The organism is Amycolatopsis sp. NPDC048633 (genome assembly GCF_040650695.1).
Taxonomy (GTDB): domain Bacteria; phylum Actinomycetota; class Actinomycetes; order Mycobacteriales; family Pseudonocardiaceae; genus Amycolatopsis.
Genome location: NZ_JBEZHS010000001.1, coordinates 823614 through 837663 on the forward strand (window position 1 = coordinate 823614; position 14050 = coordinate 837663).

The window sequence follows — 14050 nt, forward strand, 5'->3', positions numbered from 1 at the left end:
GGGGTTGGACTTCAGGACGACGCGCGGGCGGGACTGAAGCGTTTGATCAGCAAGAACATTTCGCAGCCGAGGCAGAAGTCGAAGGCCGCGTTGAGGAAGGCCGCGAACAGCGCGAACGCCGTCGCGACGATGCCGAGCGTGGTGACGTCGAGCGCGAAGCCGATCGTGCCGACGAGCGCGAACACGAACCCGACGGACTGGGCGAACCGCAGCGGGGCCGCGTCCTCCCGCTCGTCGGTCGGGCCGAGGCGCGGGGCCACGAGCGCGCGGTACACGATCGAGTAAGGCGCCGGCTTCAGCCCGATGAACGCGCCGATGGCGAACACGACGGTCTGGATCGCCAGCAGTGGCCACCATTGGGTGACCAGGACGACCGCGAGCACGATCGTGGTCAGGATGGCGGCGAACCGCGGGCCCCGCGGGTCGACGGCCGGTCCGGCGGACATGATTCCTCCAGCTGGAGCAGAGGGGGGTGCGTGCGAACGGCACGCGTCAGCGGCATCAGGGCTGGGATGGGACCGGACGTGCTTCAGCGCCGGTCGGAGCAGGCACGACACAGGCTGCTGCGGACGCGGCAGAGGTCGACTGCGCGTCGCTGCGTCAAGAAGGTGGTCAGCCCGGTCACGGGTGCGAGGGTACCCAGAGCTCCCTCAGAGTGGGAACCACGTTCATACCTTGGGACGATTCCCGGCACGTGGGACATGCCCTGGTCAGGGCGTCCGAGTCGTGAGATGAGGCCTCAGCGCGTCCAGCAGCTCGGGGCCCTTGGGGACGCCGCCGACGCGCAGTAGCTCCCGGCCGTCCGGGGTCAGCGCGATCGTCGTCGGCGTCCGGAGCACGGAGAGGGACTGCGCGACCTCCGGCTGGTTCGTCACGTCGAGCTCGACGTGGTGCAGGCCGTCGGTCCGTTCGGCGAGGGGGCCGAGCACGGCCTTCGCGTGCCGGCACGGCGCGCAGAAGGTGGTGGAGATCTGGACCAGTGTCACGGCGGACGCCGGGTCGAGGGCGTCGGCGACGGGGCCGGGCAGCTCACGGGCGGGCAGCGTCTTCGAAAGATCGGCTTCCCGCACGCGGCCGTTGCGAGCCTTCAGCAGCGCACCGGCGGCCAGCCCGGCCACCAGTACCGCCACGAGCACCCACAGCCCCGTCACCGGCCGCTCCTTACTTGCTCAGCTCCGCGAAGGAGACCTTCGTCGCCTCACCCTTGATCGTCACCGATCCGCTCTGCACCCGCACGCCGGTCGGGGTGACCGACAGCGGCAGGTCCTTCGTGGTGATCGACGCCCGGAAGTTCGGCAGCAGCGCGTTCTGCACTGCCTGGGGAACGACCGTGGTCTCCTGGTCATTCCCGAACTGCAGCCGCTTCGGGACGAAGTTGATCGCCCCGCCCTTCGCGTCGGCCTCGATCATCGCGAAGCAGAAGATTTCCAGATCCTTGCCCGCGAACTGAAGGTGTCCCGAAATGCGGACACCCGTGCTCGACTCGTCGACGGTCTGGCCGTCGGTCGTCGTGGTGGTCGTCGGCGTGGGCTCGGCCTGGCCGGAGTCGCCGTTCTCGACGTAGTCCGTCGTCGCCGACTCGATCCGCAGGTCCTTGATCTTGTCCAGCGGCGAGATGCGGGCCAGGTCGGCGGCCTTGATGGTGACCGAGCCGGTCAGCTTGCCGATGGTGATCGCCTTCGTGTTGCCGTTCGTGAGGTCCGACAGCGGCGCGTTGACGTCCTCGAGCTCGGCGTTGAGCGCGACGTCCTGGAGCTTGTCGCCGACCGGCACGCCGGCGGCGGACACGCTGATGTGACTGTAGTCACCGCCCAGCGCCTGCGTGAGGAACGGGAAGCCGTGGATCGTCACCGAGGGGTCGTCGGTCAGCTGCAGCTGCGTGCGGACCTTCTGGGAGATCGTGTGCTCGGCGTACGCGGCGGCCCCGAAATCGGCGCCGACCAGCAGCAGCACCAGAACGACGAGAGCGATCACCCACCGCCGTCCGCGGCGTCCGCGGCGCCGCGCGTCCGGCCTCGGTGCGGGTCGGTCGTCCCGGGTCACGGGCCTGCTCACCATCGCGTCCGTACTCCTGTTCGTCGGGGACACCGGGGGTTTCTCCAGGTGTGATCGATCCAGCAAGGGTTAGGTGCCCGGCCGTTCAGCCGCTATTCTCACTTAGCACCGGCGAACGCCACCTCTGAGGCGACGATCTGTGAAGGCGGTGCGGCTGATGAGCCTGGACCTTCTGGTACTGACTGCGGAAGCCGACGCCACTTCGGTGCTTCCCGCGCTGGACCTGCTGCCGCACACCGTACGCGTCCGCGCTCCCGAAGTGACCGCTTTGCTCGACGCGGGCCACCGGGACGTGATCGTCCTCGACGCCCGCAGCGACCTGGCCTCGGCGAAGAGCCTTTGCCGGCTGCTCAAGGGCACCGGCGAGGACGAGGCGGCCACCCCGATCATCGCCGTCGTCGGCGAGGGCGGGCTCGTCGCCGTGAGCGCCGAATGGCGCACCGACGACATCCTGCTGCCCACCGCGGGCCCGGCCGAGGTCGACGCGCGGCTGCGGCTGGTCACGACCCGCGACGGCGGTTCCGCCCAGGTCGAAGCCGAGCTGCGGGTCGGCGAGCTGGTCATCGACGAGGCGACCTACACCGCCCGCCTGCGCAAGCGCACCCTCGAGCTGACCTACAAGGAGTTCGAGCTGCTCAAGTACCTCGCCCAGCACGCCGGCCGGGTGTTCACCCGCGCCCAGCTGCTGCAGGAGGTCTGGGGCTACGACTTCTTCGGGGGCACCCGCACGGTCGACGTCCACGTGCGGCGGCTGCGCGCCAAGCTCGGCCCGGAGCACGAGCAGATGATCGGCACCGTGCGCAACGTCGGCTACAAGTTCGAGCGGCCCGCCAAGGGCGGCGCGGCGCGGGCGGCCGTGCCCGCGCAGGCCGAGGTGCCGGCCGAGGCCCCTGAACTCGCGCACTGACGCCGCCACACTTCCAGGACGCTCCGAGAGCCGTCGCGTTGCTTGTCGCGCGGGTACGGTCACGGGGTGAGCGGAGAAGGCGAGTGGCGCCAGGAACTGGACGAGCAGCAGCTCGAGGACGTGCGCGGGCTGCTGTTGGCCGTACGCGAAGCCGACGGCCGGCCCGAGGTCGAGCCCGAGGGGCCGCTGCCCGGTGAGTTCGACGGCGGTGAGCACCTCGTCGCCTGCGTCGAGGGCGATGTCGTCGGCTACGCCCACCTCGACACCACGGGCGACTCCTTCGGCCACCAGGTCGCCGAGCTGTTCGTGCACCCCGCCCACCGCAACCGCGGCTACGGCGCGAAGCTCCTTCAGGCCCTCGACGAGCGCGCCGCGGTCGGCTTCCGGGTCTGGGCGCACGGCGACCACCCCGCGGCGCTGCAGCTGGCTGTGAAGACCGGCCTGGAGCGCAAGCGCGAGCTGCTGATCCTGCACACGGACGTCGAGGGCGCGGACTGGCCCGAGCCGGTGCTGCGCGAAGGCGTCTCCCTGCGGACATTCGTGCCCGGCCAAGACGAGGACGCCGTCGTCCGGGTCAACGCGCTGGCCTTCGACTGGCACCCCGAGCAGGGCGCGCTGACCGCCGACGACGTCCGCGCCGACGAGCGCCGGTCGTGGTTCGACCCCGCCGGCTTCTTCCTCGCGGAGCGGGACGGCGAAGTCATCGGCTTCCACTGGACGAAGGTCCACGAGGCGACACCGGGGCGCTTCGACGGCGAACGCGTCGGCGAGGTCTACGTCGTGGGCGTCGATCCGGCGGCGCAGGGCGGCGGGCTCGGCCGGGCGCTGACGCTCGCCGGGCTGCGGTACCTCGCGGGCCGCGGGCTGCGGCAGATCATCCTGTACGTCGAGGGCGACAACGCCCCGGCGCTCGCCGTCTACACCAAGCTCGGGTTCACACGTCACGAAACCGACGTCCAGTACGGTCGGTGACCACGATGGACGCCGCGCGAACGGTTCGTCACGGTGTGCGAACGCGCAGGTCACGGCCGGGACACGGCACCCTATCGGGCTAGTAGCACTGCTCACATCCTGGGCCTTGTTCACTTCGCGTTCATTTGTTCACGGCCGACCGTCCACCAGGGCTGCCTAATGTCCGGATCCGGCGCGGTAGTACGCCGCGACGACCCGGTCAAGCTCCTGATGGAGGAAACAGCAGTGAAGATCATGCGGCCCCTGAGCGCGGTGGGCATCGTCGCGAGCGCCGCCCTCGTGCTCGCCGCCTGTGGTTCCGACCCCGCGGCGTCCAACAGCAGCAGCTCGAACTCGGCTGCCGCCCCGGCCGCCACCGGCACGGCCGACGTGGCGTGCGGTGGCAAGAGCCCGCTCTCCGCCGAAGGCTCGTCGGCCCAGAAGAACGCCATCGACATCTTCACGCAGCAGTACAGCAAGAAGTGCTCGGGCCAGCAGGTCAACTACAACCCCAGTGGTTCGGGCGCCGGCGTCAAGCAGTTCAACGCCAACCAGATCGACTTCGGCGGCTCGGACTCGCCGGCCACCGGCGCGGACCTCGATGGCGCCACCAAGCGCTGCGCCAGCCCCGCCTGGAACATCCCGATGGTCGTCGGCCCGGTGGCCGTCGCCTACAAGCTGTCCGGTGTGGACAAGCTGACGCTGACCCCGTCGGTCATCGCCAAGATCTTCAGCGGCACCGTCACCAAGTGGAACGACCCGGCCATCAAGGCGGTCAAGGGCAACGAGAGCGCGAACCTGCCGGACAAGGCCATCCAGGTCGTCTCCCGCGCCGACGAGTCGGGCACCACCGACAACTTCCAGAAGTACCTGGGCGCGGCGGCGAAGGCCGACTGGACCAAGGGTGCGGGCAAGAAGTTCAACGGTGGCGTCGGCAACGGTGCGCAGGGCTCCAACGGTGTCGCGACCGCGGTGAAGGCCGCCGACGGCGCCATCACCTACGTCGAGGGCGCGTTCGCCAAGGACGGCCTGACCCCGGCGCTGATCGACAGCGGTTCCGGCGGCGTCGAGCTGACGTCGGAGAACGTGGCGAAGTCCCTCGACTCGGCCAAGTTCCTCAAGGACGGCACGAACGACCTCGCGCTCGACCTCAACGGCATCTACGCCAGCAACACCCCGGGTGCCTACCCGCTGCTGCTGACGACCTACGAGATCGTCTGCTCCAAGTACGCGAACGCCGATGTCTCGAAGGCCGTCAAGGCGTTCCTGACGGTGGCCGCCACCGACGGCCAGCAGCCGCTGTCCGCCAAGGGTTACGTGCCGATCCCGCAGTCGCTGCAGACCAAGGTCCTGGCCGCCGTCAAGGCGATCTCCTAACCCGCGTTGCGACTGACACCCGAGTTGATAGAGGCTGGTCAGAACTAGCTGATGAGCGAGTCATCCTCGACGCGAACGCCCACCGGCGACCCCGGTGGGCGTTCGTCGTCCGCCACGACGCCCCCGGAGGGTCCGATTTCGGAGCAACCAGCCTCGCCGGCGGCACCCGAGCCGTCCGCGAGTGAAAAACCGAAGAAGGCGCGGCCCGGTGACCGCATCTTCCAGAACCTGACCACCGGGGCCGGGATCTTCGTCGTCGCCCTGATCGGCCTGATCGGGCTCTTCCTGCTCATCCAGGCGATCCCGGCGCTGCGGGCCGACAACGTCAACTTCCTGACCAACCACGGCTGGTCGACCAACGACCCCGCGAACATGTCGTTCGGCATCCTCGACCTCCTCGAGGTCACGGTGGCGACGTCGCTGGTCGCGCTGGTCATCGCGATGCCGGTGTCGCTGGGCATCGCGCTGTTCCTGACCCAGTACGCGCCGAAGAAGCTCGCGCGGTCGTTCGCGTACGTCATCGACCTGCTCGCCGCGGTGCCGTCGATCATCTTCGGCCTCTGGGGCATCCTCGTGTTCGCCCCGGCGATCGAGCCGTTCTCGCAGTGGATCAACGACACGTTCTCGTGGTTCCCGTTGCTGGCGCCCGGCAACGTCGCGCCGAGCGTGCGCGGCACGATCTTCACCGCCGGCATCGTGCTGGCCGTGATGATCCTGCCGATCATCACGTCGCTCTCGCGCGAGGTGTTCGAGCGCACGCCGACCCCGCACCTCGAAGGCGCGCTGGCGCTGGGCGCCACGCGCTGGGAGGTCATCCGCACCACGGTGCTGCCGTTCGGCAAGGCCGGCTACATCGGCGCGTCGATGCTCGGCCTCGGCCGCGCGCTCGGCGAGACGATCGCGCTGGCCGTCATCCTGCTCATCCCGCAGGGGCGCAACTTCGACTGGAGCCTCTTCGACGGCGGTTCCACCTTCGCGTCGAAGATCGCCGCCAACTACAGCGAGTTCAACAACGAGATCTCGGCCGGCGCGTACATCGCGGCCGGCCTGGTGCTGTTCGTGCTCACGTTCCTCGTCAACTTCGCGGCGCGGTCCGTCATCGGCAAGAAGGGGGACTGAGCATGTCCACGTCCACGCTCGAAGCTCCCGCGACGACACCGGCGTTCCAGCAGGTGAGCCTGGCTCGCAAGTTCAAGAACGGCTTGGCGACCACGCTGGTCTGGCTGTCGTTCCTGATCGCCGTCGTCCCGCTGGTGTGGGTGCTGTACACGGTCGTCGCGAACGGCATCAAGCGCATCCCGTACACCAACTGGTGGTCGCAGGACCTGGGCAACTACCTGTCCGACGAGGTCGGCGGCGGCGTGCTGCACGCCATCATCGGCAGCCTGCTGCAGGGTCTCGTCTGCGCGATCATCGCGGTGCCGATAGGCATGCTCGTCGCGATCTACCTCGTCGAGTACGGCCGGGGCAAGCTCATGAAGGCCACCACCTTCATGGTCGACATCCTTTCCGGCGTCCCGTCGATCGTCGCGGCGCTGTTCATCTACGCGCTGTGGATCACCACGTTCGGCTTGCCGCGCAGCGGTTTCGCCGTGTCGCTGGCCCTGGTGCTGCTGATGATCCCGGTCGTCGTCCGCTCGTCGGAGGAGATGCTGCGGATCGTCCCGGACGACCTGCGCGAGGCGTCGTACGCGCTGGGCGTGCCGAAGTGGAAGACGATCGTGAAGATCGTGCTGCCGACGGCGCTGTCCGGCATCATCGGCGGCATCATGATGGCGCTGGCCCGCGTGATGGGCGAGACCGCGCCGCTGCTGGTCCTGGTCGGCTACTCCGCCTACACGAACTGGGACATCTTCAGCGGCGAGCAGGCGGCGCTCCCGCTGCTGATGAACAACGAGCGCGTCACCAACTCGATGGACCCCGGCTCGGTCGGCTTCGACCGGATCTGGGGCGCGGCACTGACGCTGGTGCTCATCATCGCGATCATCAACCTCCTCGCCACCGTGTTCGCGCGCCTTGTCGCCCCGAAGAAGAAGTGAGCTGTAAGCCATGGCAAAGCGAATCGACGTCAAGGACGTGGACATCTACTACGGCAAGTTCCACGCCGTGGACGGTGTCACTCTCTCCGTGCCGCCGCGCAACGTCACCGCGTTCATCGGCCCGTCCGGCTGCGGCAAGTCGACGGTGCTCCGCACGCTGAACCGCATGCACGAGGTCATCCCCGGCGCCCGTGTCGAGGGCGACGTCCTGCTGGACGGCGAGAACATCTACGCCTCGGCGGTCGACCCGGTCCAGGTGCGCCGCACGATCGGCATGGTGTTCCAGCGCCCCAACCCGTTCCCGACGATGTCCATCAAGGACAACGTCGTCGCGGGCCTGAAACTGGGCGGCACCAAGGGCAAGAAGACCCTCGACGACATCGCCGAGCGCGCCCTGCGCGGCGCGAACCTGTGGAACGAGGTCAAGGACCGCCTCAACAAGCCGGGCGGCGGGCTGTCGGGCGGGCAGCAGCAGCGTCTCTGCATCGCCCGCGCGATCGCGGTCCAGCCGGACGTCCTGCTGATGGACGAGCCGTGCTCGGCCCTGGACCCGATCTCGACGCTGGCGATCGAGGACCTGATCGGGGAGCTGAAGAAGGACTACACGATCGTCATCGTCACGCACAACATGCAGCAGGCGGCGCGGGTTTCCGACCAGACGGCGTTCTTCAACCTGGCGGGCGTGGGGCAGCCGGGCCGGCTGGTGGAGCTCAACGACACGGAGAAGATCTTCTCCAACCCGGACGAAAAGGCTACGGAAGACTACATTTCCGGCCGTTTCGGCTGAGTCGTCGTTGTGTCGGAAGGCCTTTCCCGCCGGTGCTCGGGGTCGACGGGAAAGGCCTTCTTTCTTTTGTCGGCACAGTGTCGGCTTAGTGTCCGAAGTGGATATTCGAAAGCTGTTGCCCGGGGATGTGAAGCGCCCCAATGTGGCCTTGGTTGCGCTCAACGCACCCAAGGGGCCCTTCGGTGCGTCTAACGCACCGAAGGCCACATTGGGGCGCTCGGAGTTCCGCTCCGGACAGGTCGAACTCATTGACTCGCAAAGAAAGCCCCCGACCGGAGTCGGGGGCTTTCGTCGTATCAGGGCTCAGATGTCGTCGTCGGAGCCGTAGCCCGGCATCTTGCCGGTCACCACGAAGATCATCCGCTTCGCGACCGACACCGCGTGGTCGGCGTAGCGCTCGTAGAAGCGGCCCAGCAGCGTCACGTCGACCGCCGCGGCCACGCCGTGCGGCCACTCGCGGTCCATCAGGACCGTGAACAGGTGACGGTGGATGTCGTCCACCTGGTCGTCGTCGGTTTCGAGCGTCTTCGCCGCTTCGACGTCCTTCGTCTTGATGACCTGCTCGGTCGACCGGGCCAGCTTGACCGCCACCTCGCCCATCTCGGCGAAGTACGGCCGCACCGCGTCGGGCAGCACCGGGTCCGGGTGACGGCGCCGGGCGGCCTTCGCCACGTGCAGCGCCAGGTCGCCCATCCGCTCCAGGCTTTCGGCGGCGTGGATCGCCGCCAGCACGGTGCGCAGATCGGTCGCCACCGGCGCCTGCAGGGCGAGCAGGGCGTACGCCTGCTCCTCGCACTGGGCGCGGGCGTCGTCGACCTTGGCGTCGTCGCTGATCACCTGCTCGGCGAGACTGAGGTCGACCTCCAGCAGCGCCCGGGTCGCGCGCTCCATGGCGTCGGCGACCTGGACCGACATGCCGGCCAGGTTGACGGCGAGCTGTTCGAGTTCGACATGGTAAGCCTCACGCATGGCCCAACCCTACGGCCAACCGTGACCAAACACCGCATCGCCGGGTGAACCGCACGTGAACCCGGACTAACGATCCTCGCGGATCAGCCCGTGGTCCCGGATTTCTTGCTGGTGGTCGACTTCGAGGAGGTCTTCGACGACGACTTCGACGTGCTGGTCGGCGGGGCCTGCTCGCTCGCCGGGATGGCGGCGTTCGGGTCCGGCAGCTGGGTGTTGTTGCGCAGCGCGTCGAAGAGGGCCTTCGTCTTGCTGCGGACGAGAACCTCGTTGCCGCGGCTGTTGGGCAGACCGACCGTCGGCACGGTGAGGAACGAGATCTTCGACTGGTCGAGGCCCTTCATCGACTGCGCCAGCGTCATCATCTGCTTGACACCGAGGTTGTCGCCGAAGGTGGCCTTCGCGAACGCCGTGATGAAGTCGCTCAGCTTGCCGGGGTCGAGGACGACGTCGGACGACATGACCTTCTTCAGCAGCGCGCCGATGAACGCCTGCTGCCGCTTGATCCGGCCGTAGTCGGACGTCGGGTCACCCTTGACGTGCCGCGCGCGGACGAAGTTCAGCGCCTGGTCACCGGAGATCGTCACGTCGCCGGTCTCCAGCAGCACCTTGCCGAGGATGGTGTCGTCGATCGGGAGCTCGTTGTGGACCGTGACGCCGTGCACGGCGTCGACCATCTCCTTGAAGCCGTTGAAGTCGATCCCGACGAAGTGGTTGATCCGCAGCCCGGTGATCTGCTGGATCACCTTGGTGATGCACGACGGCCCGCCGACCGCGTAGGCGGTGTTGAGCTTCGCGATCTTCTGGCCGGACACCTTCTCGTCGGTGTTCTTGTTCTGCGCGGGGTCCCAGCGCTGGCAGTCGGGCCGGTCGATCTCGAGGTCGCGCGGGAACGACGTGACGACGACGCGCTTACGGTCGGCCGGGATGTGCGCCACCATCACGGTGTCCGAGCGGGCGCCCGGCGTGCTGTCCGCGGTGCCGACGCCTTCCTCGGCCCCCGCGCCGTCGCGGGTGTCGGACCCGACCATGAGGAAGTTCTCGTCGTTGGCCTGCGCCGCGGCGTCCTGGATGTCGGCCGAGTTCTCGTCGAGTGCCGAGATCTGCGTGAACTTCGCGTCGAAGTAGGTCTGGGCGCCCCACGCGCCGCCGACGCCGAGGAAGACGAGCGCGGCGAGGACCGCGGCGGCGACCCGCCCGAACCGGCCCACCCGCTCGTTCTTCCGCTGCTTCTTCTCCTGCAGCCGGGTCTGCGCGGCCAGTTCGGCGGCGTCCACCTCGGGCTCGTCGGCCCCGACCGGCGTGACTACGCGCTGAAGCGCCGTCCGCGTGCTCTCGATCAGCGAAGCCGGCGAGAGACGTTCACGGCGTTCGCGCCGCTTCGCCTCTTCGGCGTTCCCTTCGTCGTGCGCGGCGGAGAACCGGGCGAGCGTGTGGTCGATCTTGCGGCGGTACTGCGTCGCCTCGTCGATCGCTTCCATCTCGTCGGTCATGGTCAGCGGGTCGAGCTCGGCGCGGGACGGCACCGCGCCCGGGCGGCGCTTCGGGGCGTCGCCCGCGGACCGGCTCGACGCGGCTTCGGGAGCCGGTGCGCCGGCTTCCGGCGCGGGTCGCTGTGGCCCGGCCGCGGCCGGGCGCTTGGGCGTCGGCGAGTCCGGTGTGGGCCGCTTGCGTGCGGGGGCCTCGGGTACCGCCGCTCCCTCGGCCGCGAGCCGGCGGGCTGCGGGAGCGTCGGCGGCGCGGCGGGCCGCGGCACCGTCGGCCCCAGGTCGACGAGGTGCGTCGGCCGCGGGGCGCTGGGGTGCGGCGCTGTCCGGGGCGGCCGCGGGGCGACGAGCCGCATCGGCCGCCGGGCGCTGACGGGCGCTGTCCGGGCGGGGCGCGGCACCATCGGCCGCGGGGCGCTGGCGAGCGGCGCTCTCCGGGCGGCGGGGCGCTTCATCGGCCGCGGGGCGCTGGGGTGCGGCGCCGTCGGGAGTGGCCGCGGGACGGCGGGGCCGCCGGGGCGGCTGCGGTGCGGCCGACGTCTGCTGCGGGCCCGGGTTCGCGGCCGGCGGGCGGCGCTGGAGCGGCGCCTCGGGCTGCGGGGCGGCGGCGGTCGTGCGGCGCGGCTGACGCGGCCGCGGCGGGCGCGGTTGACGAGTGGCGTCCGTGGGTACTGGGTTCTCGGCGGGCGGCTGCGCGGCCCGCGAGCGCGGCGGCTGTGCGCCCCGCGCCGGAGCCGGCTGAGCGGGCGGTTCGGCGGCCCGTGCCCGGTGTCCGGGCTGGTCGGTGCGGTCCTGCGGCTCACGCGACGGGAGCGGGCGGACGCCGGTGGACTTGGCGACGACGTCCGAGACGCTGATCCCGCCCTGGTCCTCCATCGACCGGCGTCTACCGGTGCGGGGCCGTGCGGGACCGTCCGAACGGCGACCGGTCCCCGGGCTGTCGTGCTCGTCCGGCACTCGGTCTCCTTTCGCACGATCGAAAGCGGGTTCGTTACTTGGCCGTCTTCCCCCGCGAGAGGTGATCGTTCTCCCGGAGGTTTTCGTTATCGTACGGATACCCCCCGTTCGTGACGACACCCTCCCGGAATTTTCTTCACCTTGAGTCGACGAACGGCCGCTGGCCGTCGCCTAACGGGTGAAGGGTGCCCGCAGCTTTCTGGGGTAATGGGCCGTTTACGTTACTCAGAGTGGGTTATTAACTGCGTGCTTTGCGCGTCGTGATAGGCGACTTTGTTCCGTCCAGCCCGTTTGGCCGCGTAAAGCAGGTCGTCCGCGCTGCGCAGCTGGCGCTCGGGCGGCGTGGGGGCGTCGGGCCCCTCGTGGGCCAGTCCGGCGCTGATGGTCACGTGCAGTCCCGGCTGGAGTTCTGACCAGGGATGACGGGCGACGCGCACGCGGGCGGCGTCGACGATGCGAACCGCGTGCCGGGCATCGACACCCGGCAGCCACAGCACGAACTCCTCGCCGCCGTAGCGGGCGCAGAAGCCCTCCGGCGGCAGCCCCTCCTGGAGTAGATCGGCCACCCGTCGGAGGACGCGATCGCCGACGAGGTGACCGTACGTGTCGTTCACGCGCTTGAAGCGGTCGAGATCGACGAGCGCGATGCCCAGCGCCGGCCGCGGCCGGGCGTGCGGCCGATCGGTGAACGGTCCGTACAAGCGCTCGTCGAGGTACCGGCGGTTGTAGCTCGACGTCAGCGCGTCACGCAGGCTGCCGTCGCGGGCGATGTCCAGCGCGGAGCGGAGGTGCTGGTAGGCGCGGCGCCAGTCGCCCTGGGTGGCGAAGAGGGTCGCGACGGCTTCGTGGAGGCGCAGCAGGTCCGGCGGCTGCGGGCTCCGGCGCAGCACGCCTTCGTCCCCGGCGACCATGCCCACCTCCACCACGCATTGGTTGTCGTCGCAGCGGAGGCCGCCCTTGAGACGCGGATGCGGACGAAGGTGAATTTCGCTCAAACGAGACTGTGGAAGTGACTCTCCGGAGTTGTGCAGTCAGAGTCCGGAGAACGGCTCGATGCCCTTGAGCTGGGAGAACTGGTCTTTGGCCCAGTAACTCACATTAGCCGTCTCGTCGTTCAGTAGCTCCTGGTAGTCGGGCCAGGAAACCCAGCGCCAGCCGCCGACCTCTTCCGGGTTCGGCTCGGGCTCGGCGTCGGCCCAGGCGGCGAAGACCGGGCAGAACTCGTTCTCGACGATCCCCTGGAACGGCGGCGTCCGGTAGCGGTAGCTCGGCAGCACGCAGCGCAGCCCGGACAGCGACGGCAGCCCGATCTCGTAGGCCGCGCGCCGGCGGACGGCGTCTTCGAGGGACTCGCCGGGAGCGGGGTGGCCGCAGACGCTGTTCGTCCAGACCCCCGGCCAGACCTTCTTGTGCAGCGCGCGCTGGGTGATCAGCAGGGCGTTGTCGCTGCGTCGCAGGACGTAACAGGAGAAGGCGAGGTGCAACCGGGTGTGCTCGTGGTGACTGGCCAGCTTCGGGCCGGTCTCGCCGGTGGGCACGCCGTCCTCGGTGACGAAGACGACCTGCTCGGTCTCGGGTTCGGTCGCGATATCCACCGGCCCAGTGAACACGACGGGCGGGCGTGCCTCGTACCGCGAGCCGGGTGGGTTACGGGCGGTCCGCCCGGGCGGGTGACGGACCGCTACCGCGCGTCGAGGTGCTCGACGATGAGTGAGGTGACGATCTCCGGCGCCTCTTCCGGCAGCCAGTGCGTGACGTCTTCGACCATTTCGAACCGGAAGGGCCCGGTGACCCGGTTCGCCGTGTCGAGCGCGGCGGTCGAGCCGAACGAAACGTCCTCGGTGCTCCAGATGTACAGCGTCGGCACGGAGATGTTGCCGATCTTCCCGCCCGGCCGGCCCCCGCGGTACCAGTTGAGGGCCGCGGTGAGCGCGCCCGGCTCGGAGAGCCGCCGGACGTACTCGTCGACCTTGGACGGCGAGACGCGCCGCTCGAACATGTCCCGCAGCGCGCGGGCGTCGTTCTCCAGCATCCGCCGCTCGGTGACGCGGGTCTGCCGCCACTCGGTCATGTACTGAGTCCGCAGGTACTGGTCTTCGTCGGTCTTCATGGCGTCGGCGAGCGCGGCGGGGTGCGGCGTGGAGACGACGGTGAGGCTGCGCAGGCGTCCGGGGTGCGCGTCGGCGGTCCACCAGGCGACAGCCCCGCCCCAGTCGTGCCCGACGAGGTCGAACTGCGGCCAGCCCAGCTGTTCGGTGATGGCGACGACGTCGCCGACGAGGTGATCGATCGCGTAGTCGGTGGCCCGTTCGGGCCGCACCCCGGGCGAGTAGCCCCGCTGGTCCGGCGCGACGGCCCGGTACCCGAGCACCCCGAGGGTGGCGACCTGGTGCTCCCACTCGACGGCGGCCTCGGGAAAGCCGTGCAGCAGCAGCACGGGCCGCCCGTCTTCGGGCCCGGCGGCGATGGCGTCGAAGGAACCGGCCTCGGTGGGGATGCTGATGTGGTCGATCACGGCCCGAAT

15 protein-coding genes are annotated in these 14050 nt (G+C 69.6%); 6 read left to right on the forward strand and 9 right to left on the reverse strand.

The window, feature by feature from the left end; genetic code table 11:
• Window positions 1–11: 11 nt before the first annotated feature.
• From AB0C38_RS04125 to AB0C38_RS04140, 4 genes are all read right to left on the reverse strand, one after another.
• Window positions 12–446 carry a DUF4395 domain-containing protein gene (locus AB0C38_RS04125; RefSeq protein ID WP_360666124.1) on the reverse strand — a complete coding sequence of 145 codons (435 nt, stop codon included), beginning with the start codon at window positions 444–446 and terminating at the stop codon, window positions 12–14.
• Between the two features lie 83 nt (window positions 447–529).
• A complete protein-coding gene (locus AB0C38_RS04130) occupies window positions 530–703 on the reverse strand; it encodes a putative leader peptide (RefSeq protein WP_360666127.1) in 174 nt (57 codons plus the stop codon).
• A 7-nt stretch (window positions 704–710) separates the two neighbouring features.
• Window positions 711–1151, reverse strand: coding sequence for a thioredoxin family protein (locus AB0C38_RS04135; protein ID WP_360666130.1), 441 nt, complete (start codon window positions 1149–1151; stop codon window positions 711–713).
• Between the two features lie 10 nt (window positions 1152–1161).
• Window positions 1162–2058 carry a DUF2993 domain-containing protein gene (locus AB0C38_RS04140; protein ID WP_360666133.1) on the reverse strand — a complete coding sequence of 299 codons (897 nt, stop codon included), beginning with the start codon at window positions 2056–2058 and terminating at the stop codon, window positions 1162–1164.
• Between the two features lie 154 nt (window positions 2059–2212).
• Here AB0C38_RS04140 and AB0C38_RS04145 point away from each other — a divergent pair, with 154 nt between their 5' ends.
• The 6 genes from AB0C38_RS04145 to pstB all read left to right on the forward strand — a co-directional run bounded on the left by AB0C38_RS04145 (window position 2213) and on the right by pstB (window position 8116).
• Window positions 2213–2962, forward strand: a complete 750-nt coding sequence (locus AB0C38_RS04145; protein ID WP_360666136.1) for a response regulator transcription factor — start codon at window positions 2213–2215, stop codon at window positions 2960–2962.
• A gap of 66 nt (window positions 2963–3028) precedes the next feature.
• The gene (gene mshD / locus AB0C38_RS04150; protein ID WP_360666139.1) at window positions 3029–3934 is read left to right on the forward strand and encodes a mycothiol synthase; all 906 of its coding nucleotides are present in this window, start codon (window positions 3029–3031) and stop codon (window positions 3932–3934) included.
• A 225-nt stretch (window positions 3935–4159) separates the two neighbouring features.
• Window positions 4160–5290, forward strand: coding sequence for a phosphate ABC transporter substrate-binding protein PstS (pstS, locus tag AB0C38_RS04155; RefSeq protein ID WP_360666141.1), 1131 nt, complete (start codon window positions 4160–4162; stop codon window positions 5288–5290).
• A gap of 51 nt (window positions 5291–5341) precedes the next feature.
• Entirely contained in the window at window positions 5342–6409 is a 1068-nt protein-coding gene (gene pstC / locus AB0C38_RS04160) for a phosphate ABC transporter permease subunit PstC (RefSeq protein ID WP_360666144.1), read from the forward strand.
• A 2-nt stretch (window positions 6410–6411) separates the two neighbouring features.
• Window positions 6412–7329 carry a phosphate ABC transporter permease PstA gene (gene pstA / locus AB0C38_RS04165; RefSeq protein ID WP_360666147.1) on the forward strand — a complete coding sequence of 306 codons (918 nt, stop codon included), beginning with the start codon at window positions 6412–6414 and terminating at the stop codon, window positions 7327–7329.
• Between the two features lie 10 nt (window positions 7330–7339).
• Window positions 7340–8116 carry a phosphate ABC transporter ATP-binding protein PstB gene (gene pstB, locus AB0C38_RS04170; RefSeq protein ID WP_103337881.1) on the forward strand — a complete coding sequence of 259 codons (777 nt, stop codon included), beginning with the start codon at window positions 7340–7342 and terminating at the stop codon, window positions 8114–8116.
• A 303-nt stretch (window positions 8117–8419) separates the two neighbouring features.
• Here the strand turns inward: pstB and phoU are convergent, their stop codons facing one another.
• From phoU to AB0C38_RS04195, 5 genes are all read right to left on the reverse strand, one after another.
• The gene (gene phoU / locus AB0C38_RS04175; protein ID WP_360666150.1) at window positions 8420–9085 is read right to left on the reverse strand and encodes a phosphate signaling complex protein PhoU; all 666 of its coding nucleotides are present in this window, start codon (window positions 9083–9085) and stop codon (window positions 8420–8422) included.
• Between the two features lie 83 nt (window positions 9086–9168).
• Window positions 9169–10608 carry an LCP family protein gene (locus AB0C38_RS04180; RefSeq protein ID WP_360667491.1) on the reverse strand — a complete coding sequence of 480 codons (1440 nt, stop codon included), beginning with the start codon at window positions 10606–10608 and terminating at the stop codon, window positions 9169–9171.
• Between the two features lie 1139 nt (window positions 10609–11747).
• On the reverse strand, window positions 11748–12437 hold the full coding sequence (locus tag AB0C38_RS04185) for a GGDEF domain-containing protein (protein ID WP_360667494.1): 690 nt from the start codon (window positions 12435–12437) through the stop codon (window positions 11748–11750).
• 120 nt (window positions 12438–12557) lie between these two features.
• Entirely contained in the window at window positions 12558–13121 is a 564-nt protein-coding gene (gene idi / locus AB0C38_RS04190; protein ID WP_360666153.1) for an isopentenyl-diphosphate Delta-isomerase, read from the reverse strand.
• 86 nt (window positions 13122–13207) lie between these two features.
• Complete coding sequence (locus tag AB0C38_RS04195; RefSeq protein WP_360666156.1) at window positions 13208–14041, reverse strand: alpha/beta hydrolase; 834 nt, start codon at window positions 14039–14041, stop codon at window positions 13208–13210.
• Window positions 14042–14050: the final 9 nt, after the last annotated feature.

Coding starts and splice junctions, on each gene's coding strand:
- pstA (WP_360666147.1), top strand. CDS start 6,412: ATGTCCACGTCCACGCTCGAAGCTCCCGCGACGACACCGGCGTTCCAG.
- AB0C38_RS04130 (WP_360666127.1), bottom strand. CDS start 703: ATGTCCCACGTGCCGGGAATCGTCCCAAGGTATGAACGTGGTTCCCAC.
- pstB (WP_103337881.1), top strand. CDS start 7,340: ATGGCAAAGCGAATCGACGTCAAGGACGTGGACATCTACTACGGCAAG.
- AB0C38_RS04140 (WP_360666133.1), bottom strand. CDS start 2,058: ATGGTGAGCAGGCCCGTGACCCGGGACGACCGACCCGCACCGAGGCCG.
- AB0C38_RS04125 (WP_360666124.1), bottom strand. CDS start 446: ATGTCCGCCGGACCGGCCGTCGACCCGCGGGGCCCGCGGTTCGCCGCC.
- AB0C38_RS04185 (WP_360667494.1), bottom strand. CDS start 12,437: ATGGTCGCCGGGGACGAAGGCGTGCTGCGCCGGAGCCCGCAGCCGCCG.
- pstC (WP_360666144.1), top strand. CDS start 5,342: ATGAGCGAGTCATCCTCGACGCGAACGCCCACCGGCGACCCCGGTGGG.
- phoU (WP_360666150.1), bottom strand. CDS start 9,085: ATGCGTGAGGCTTACCATGTCGAACTCGAACAGCTCGCCGTCAACCTG.
- AB0C38_RS04145 (WP_360666136.1), top strand. CDS start 2,213: ATGAGCCTGGACCTTCTGGTACTGACTGCGGAAGCCGACGCCACTTCG.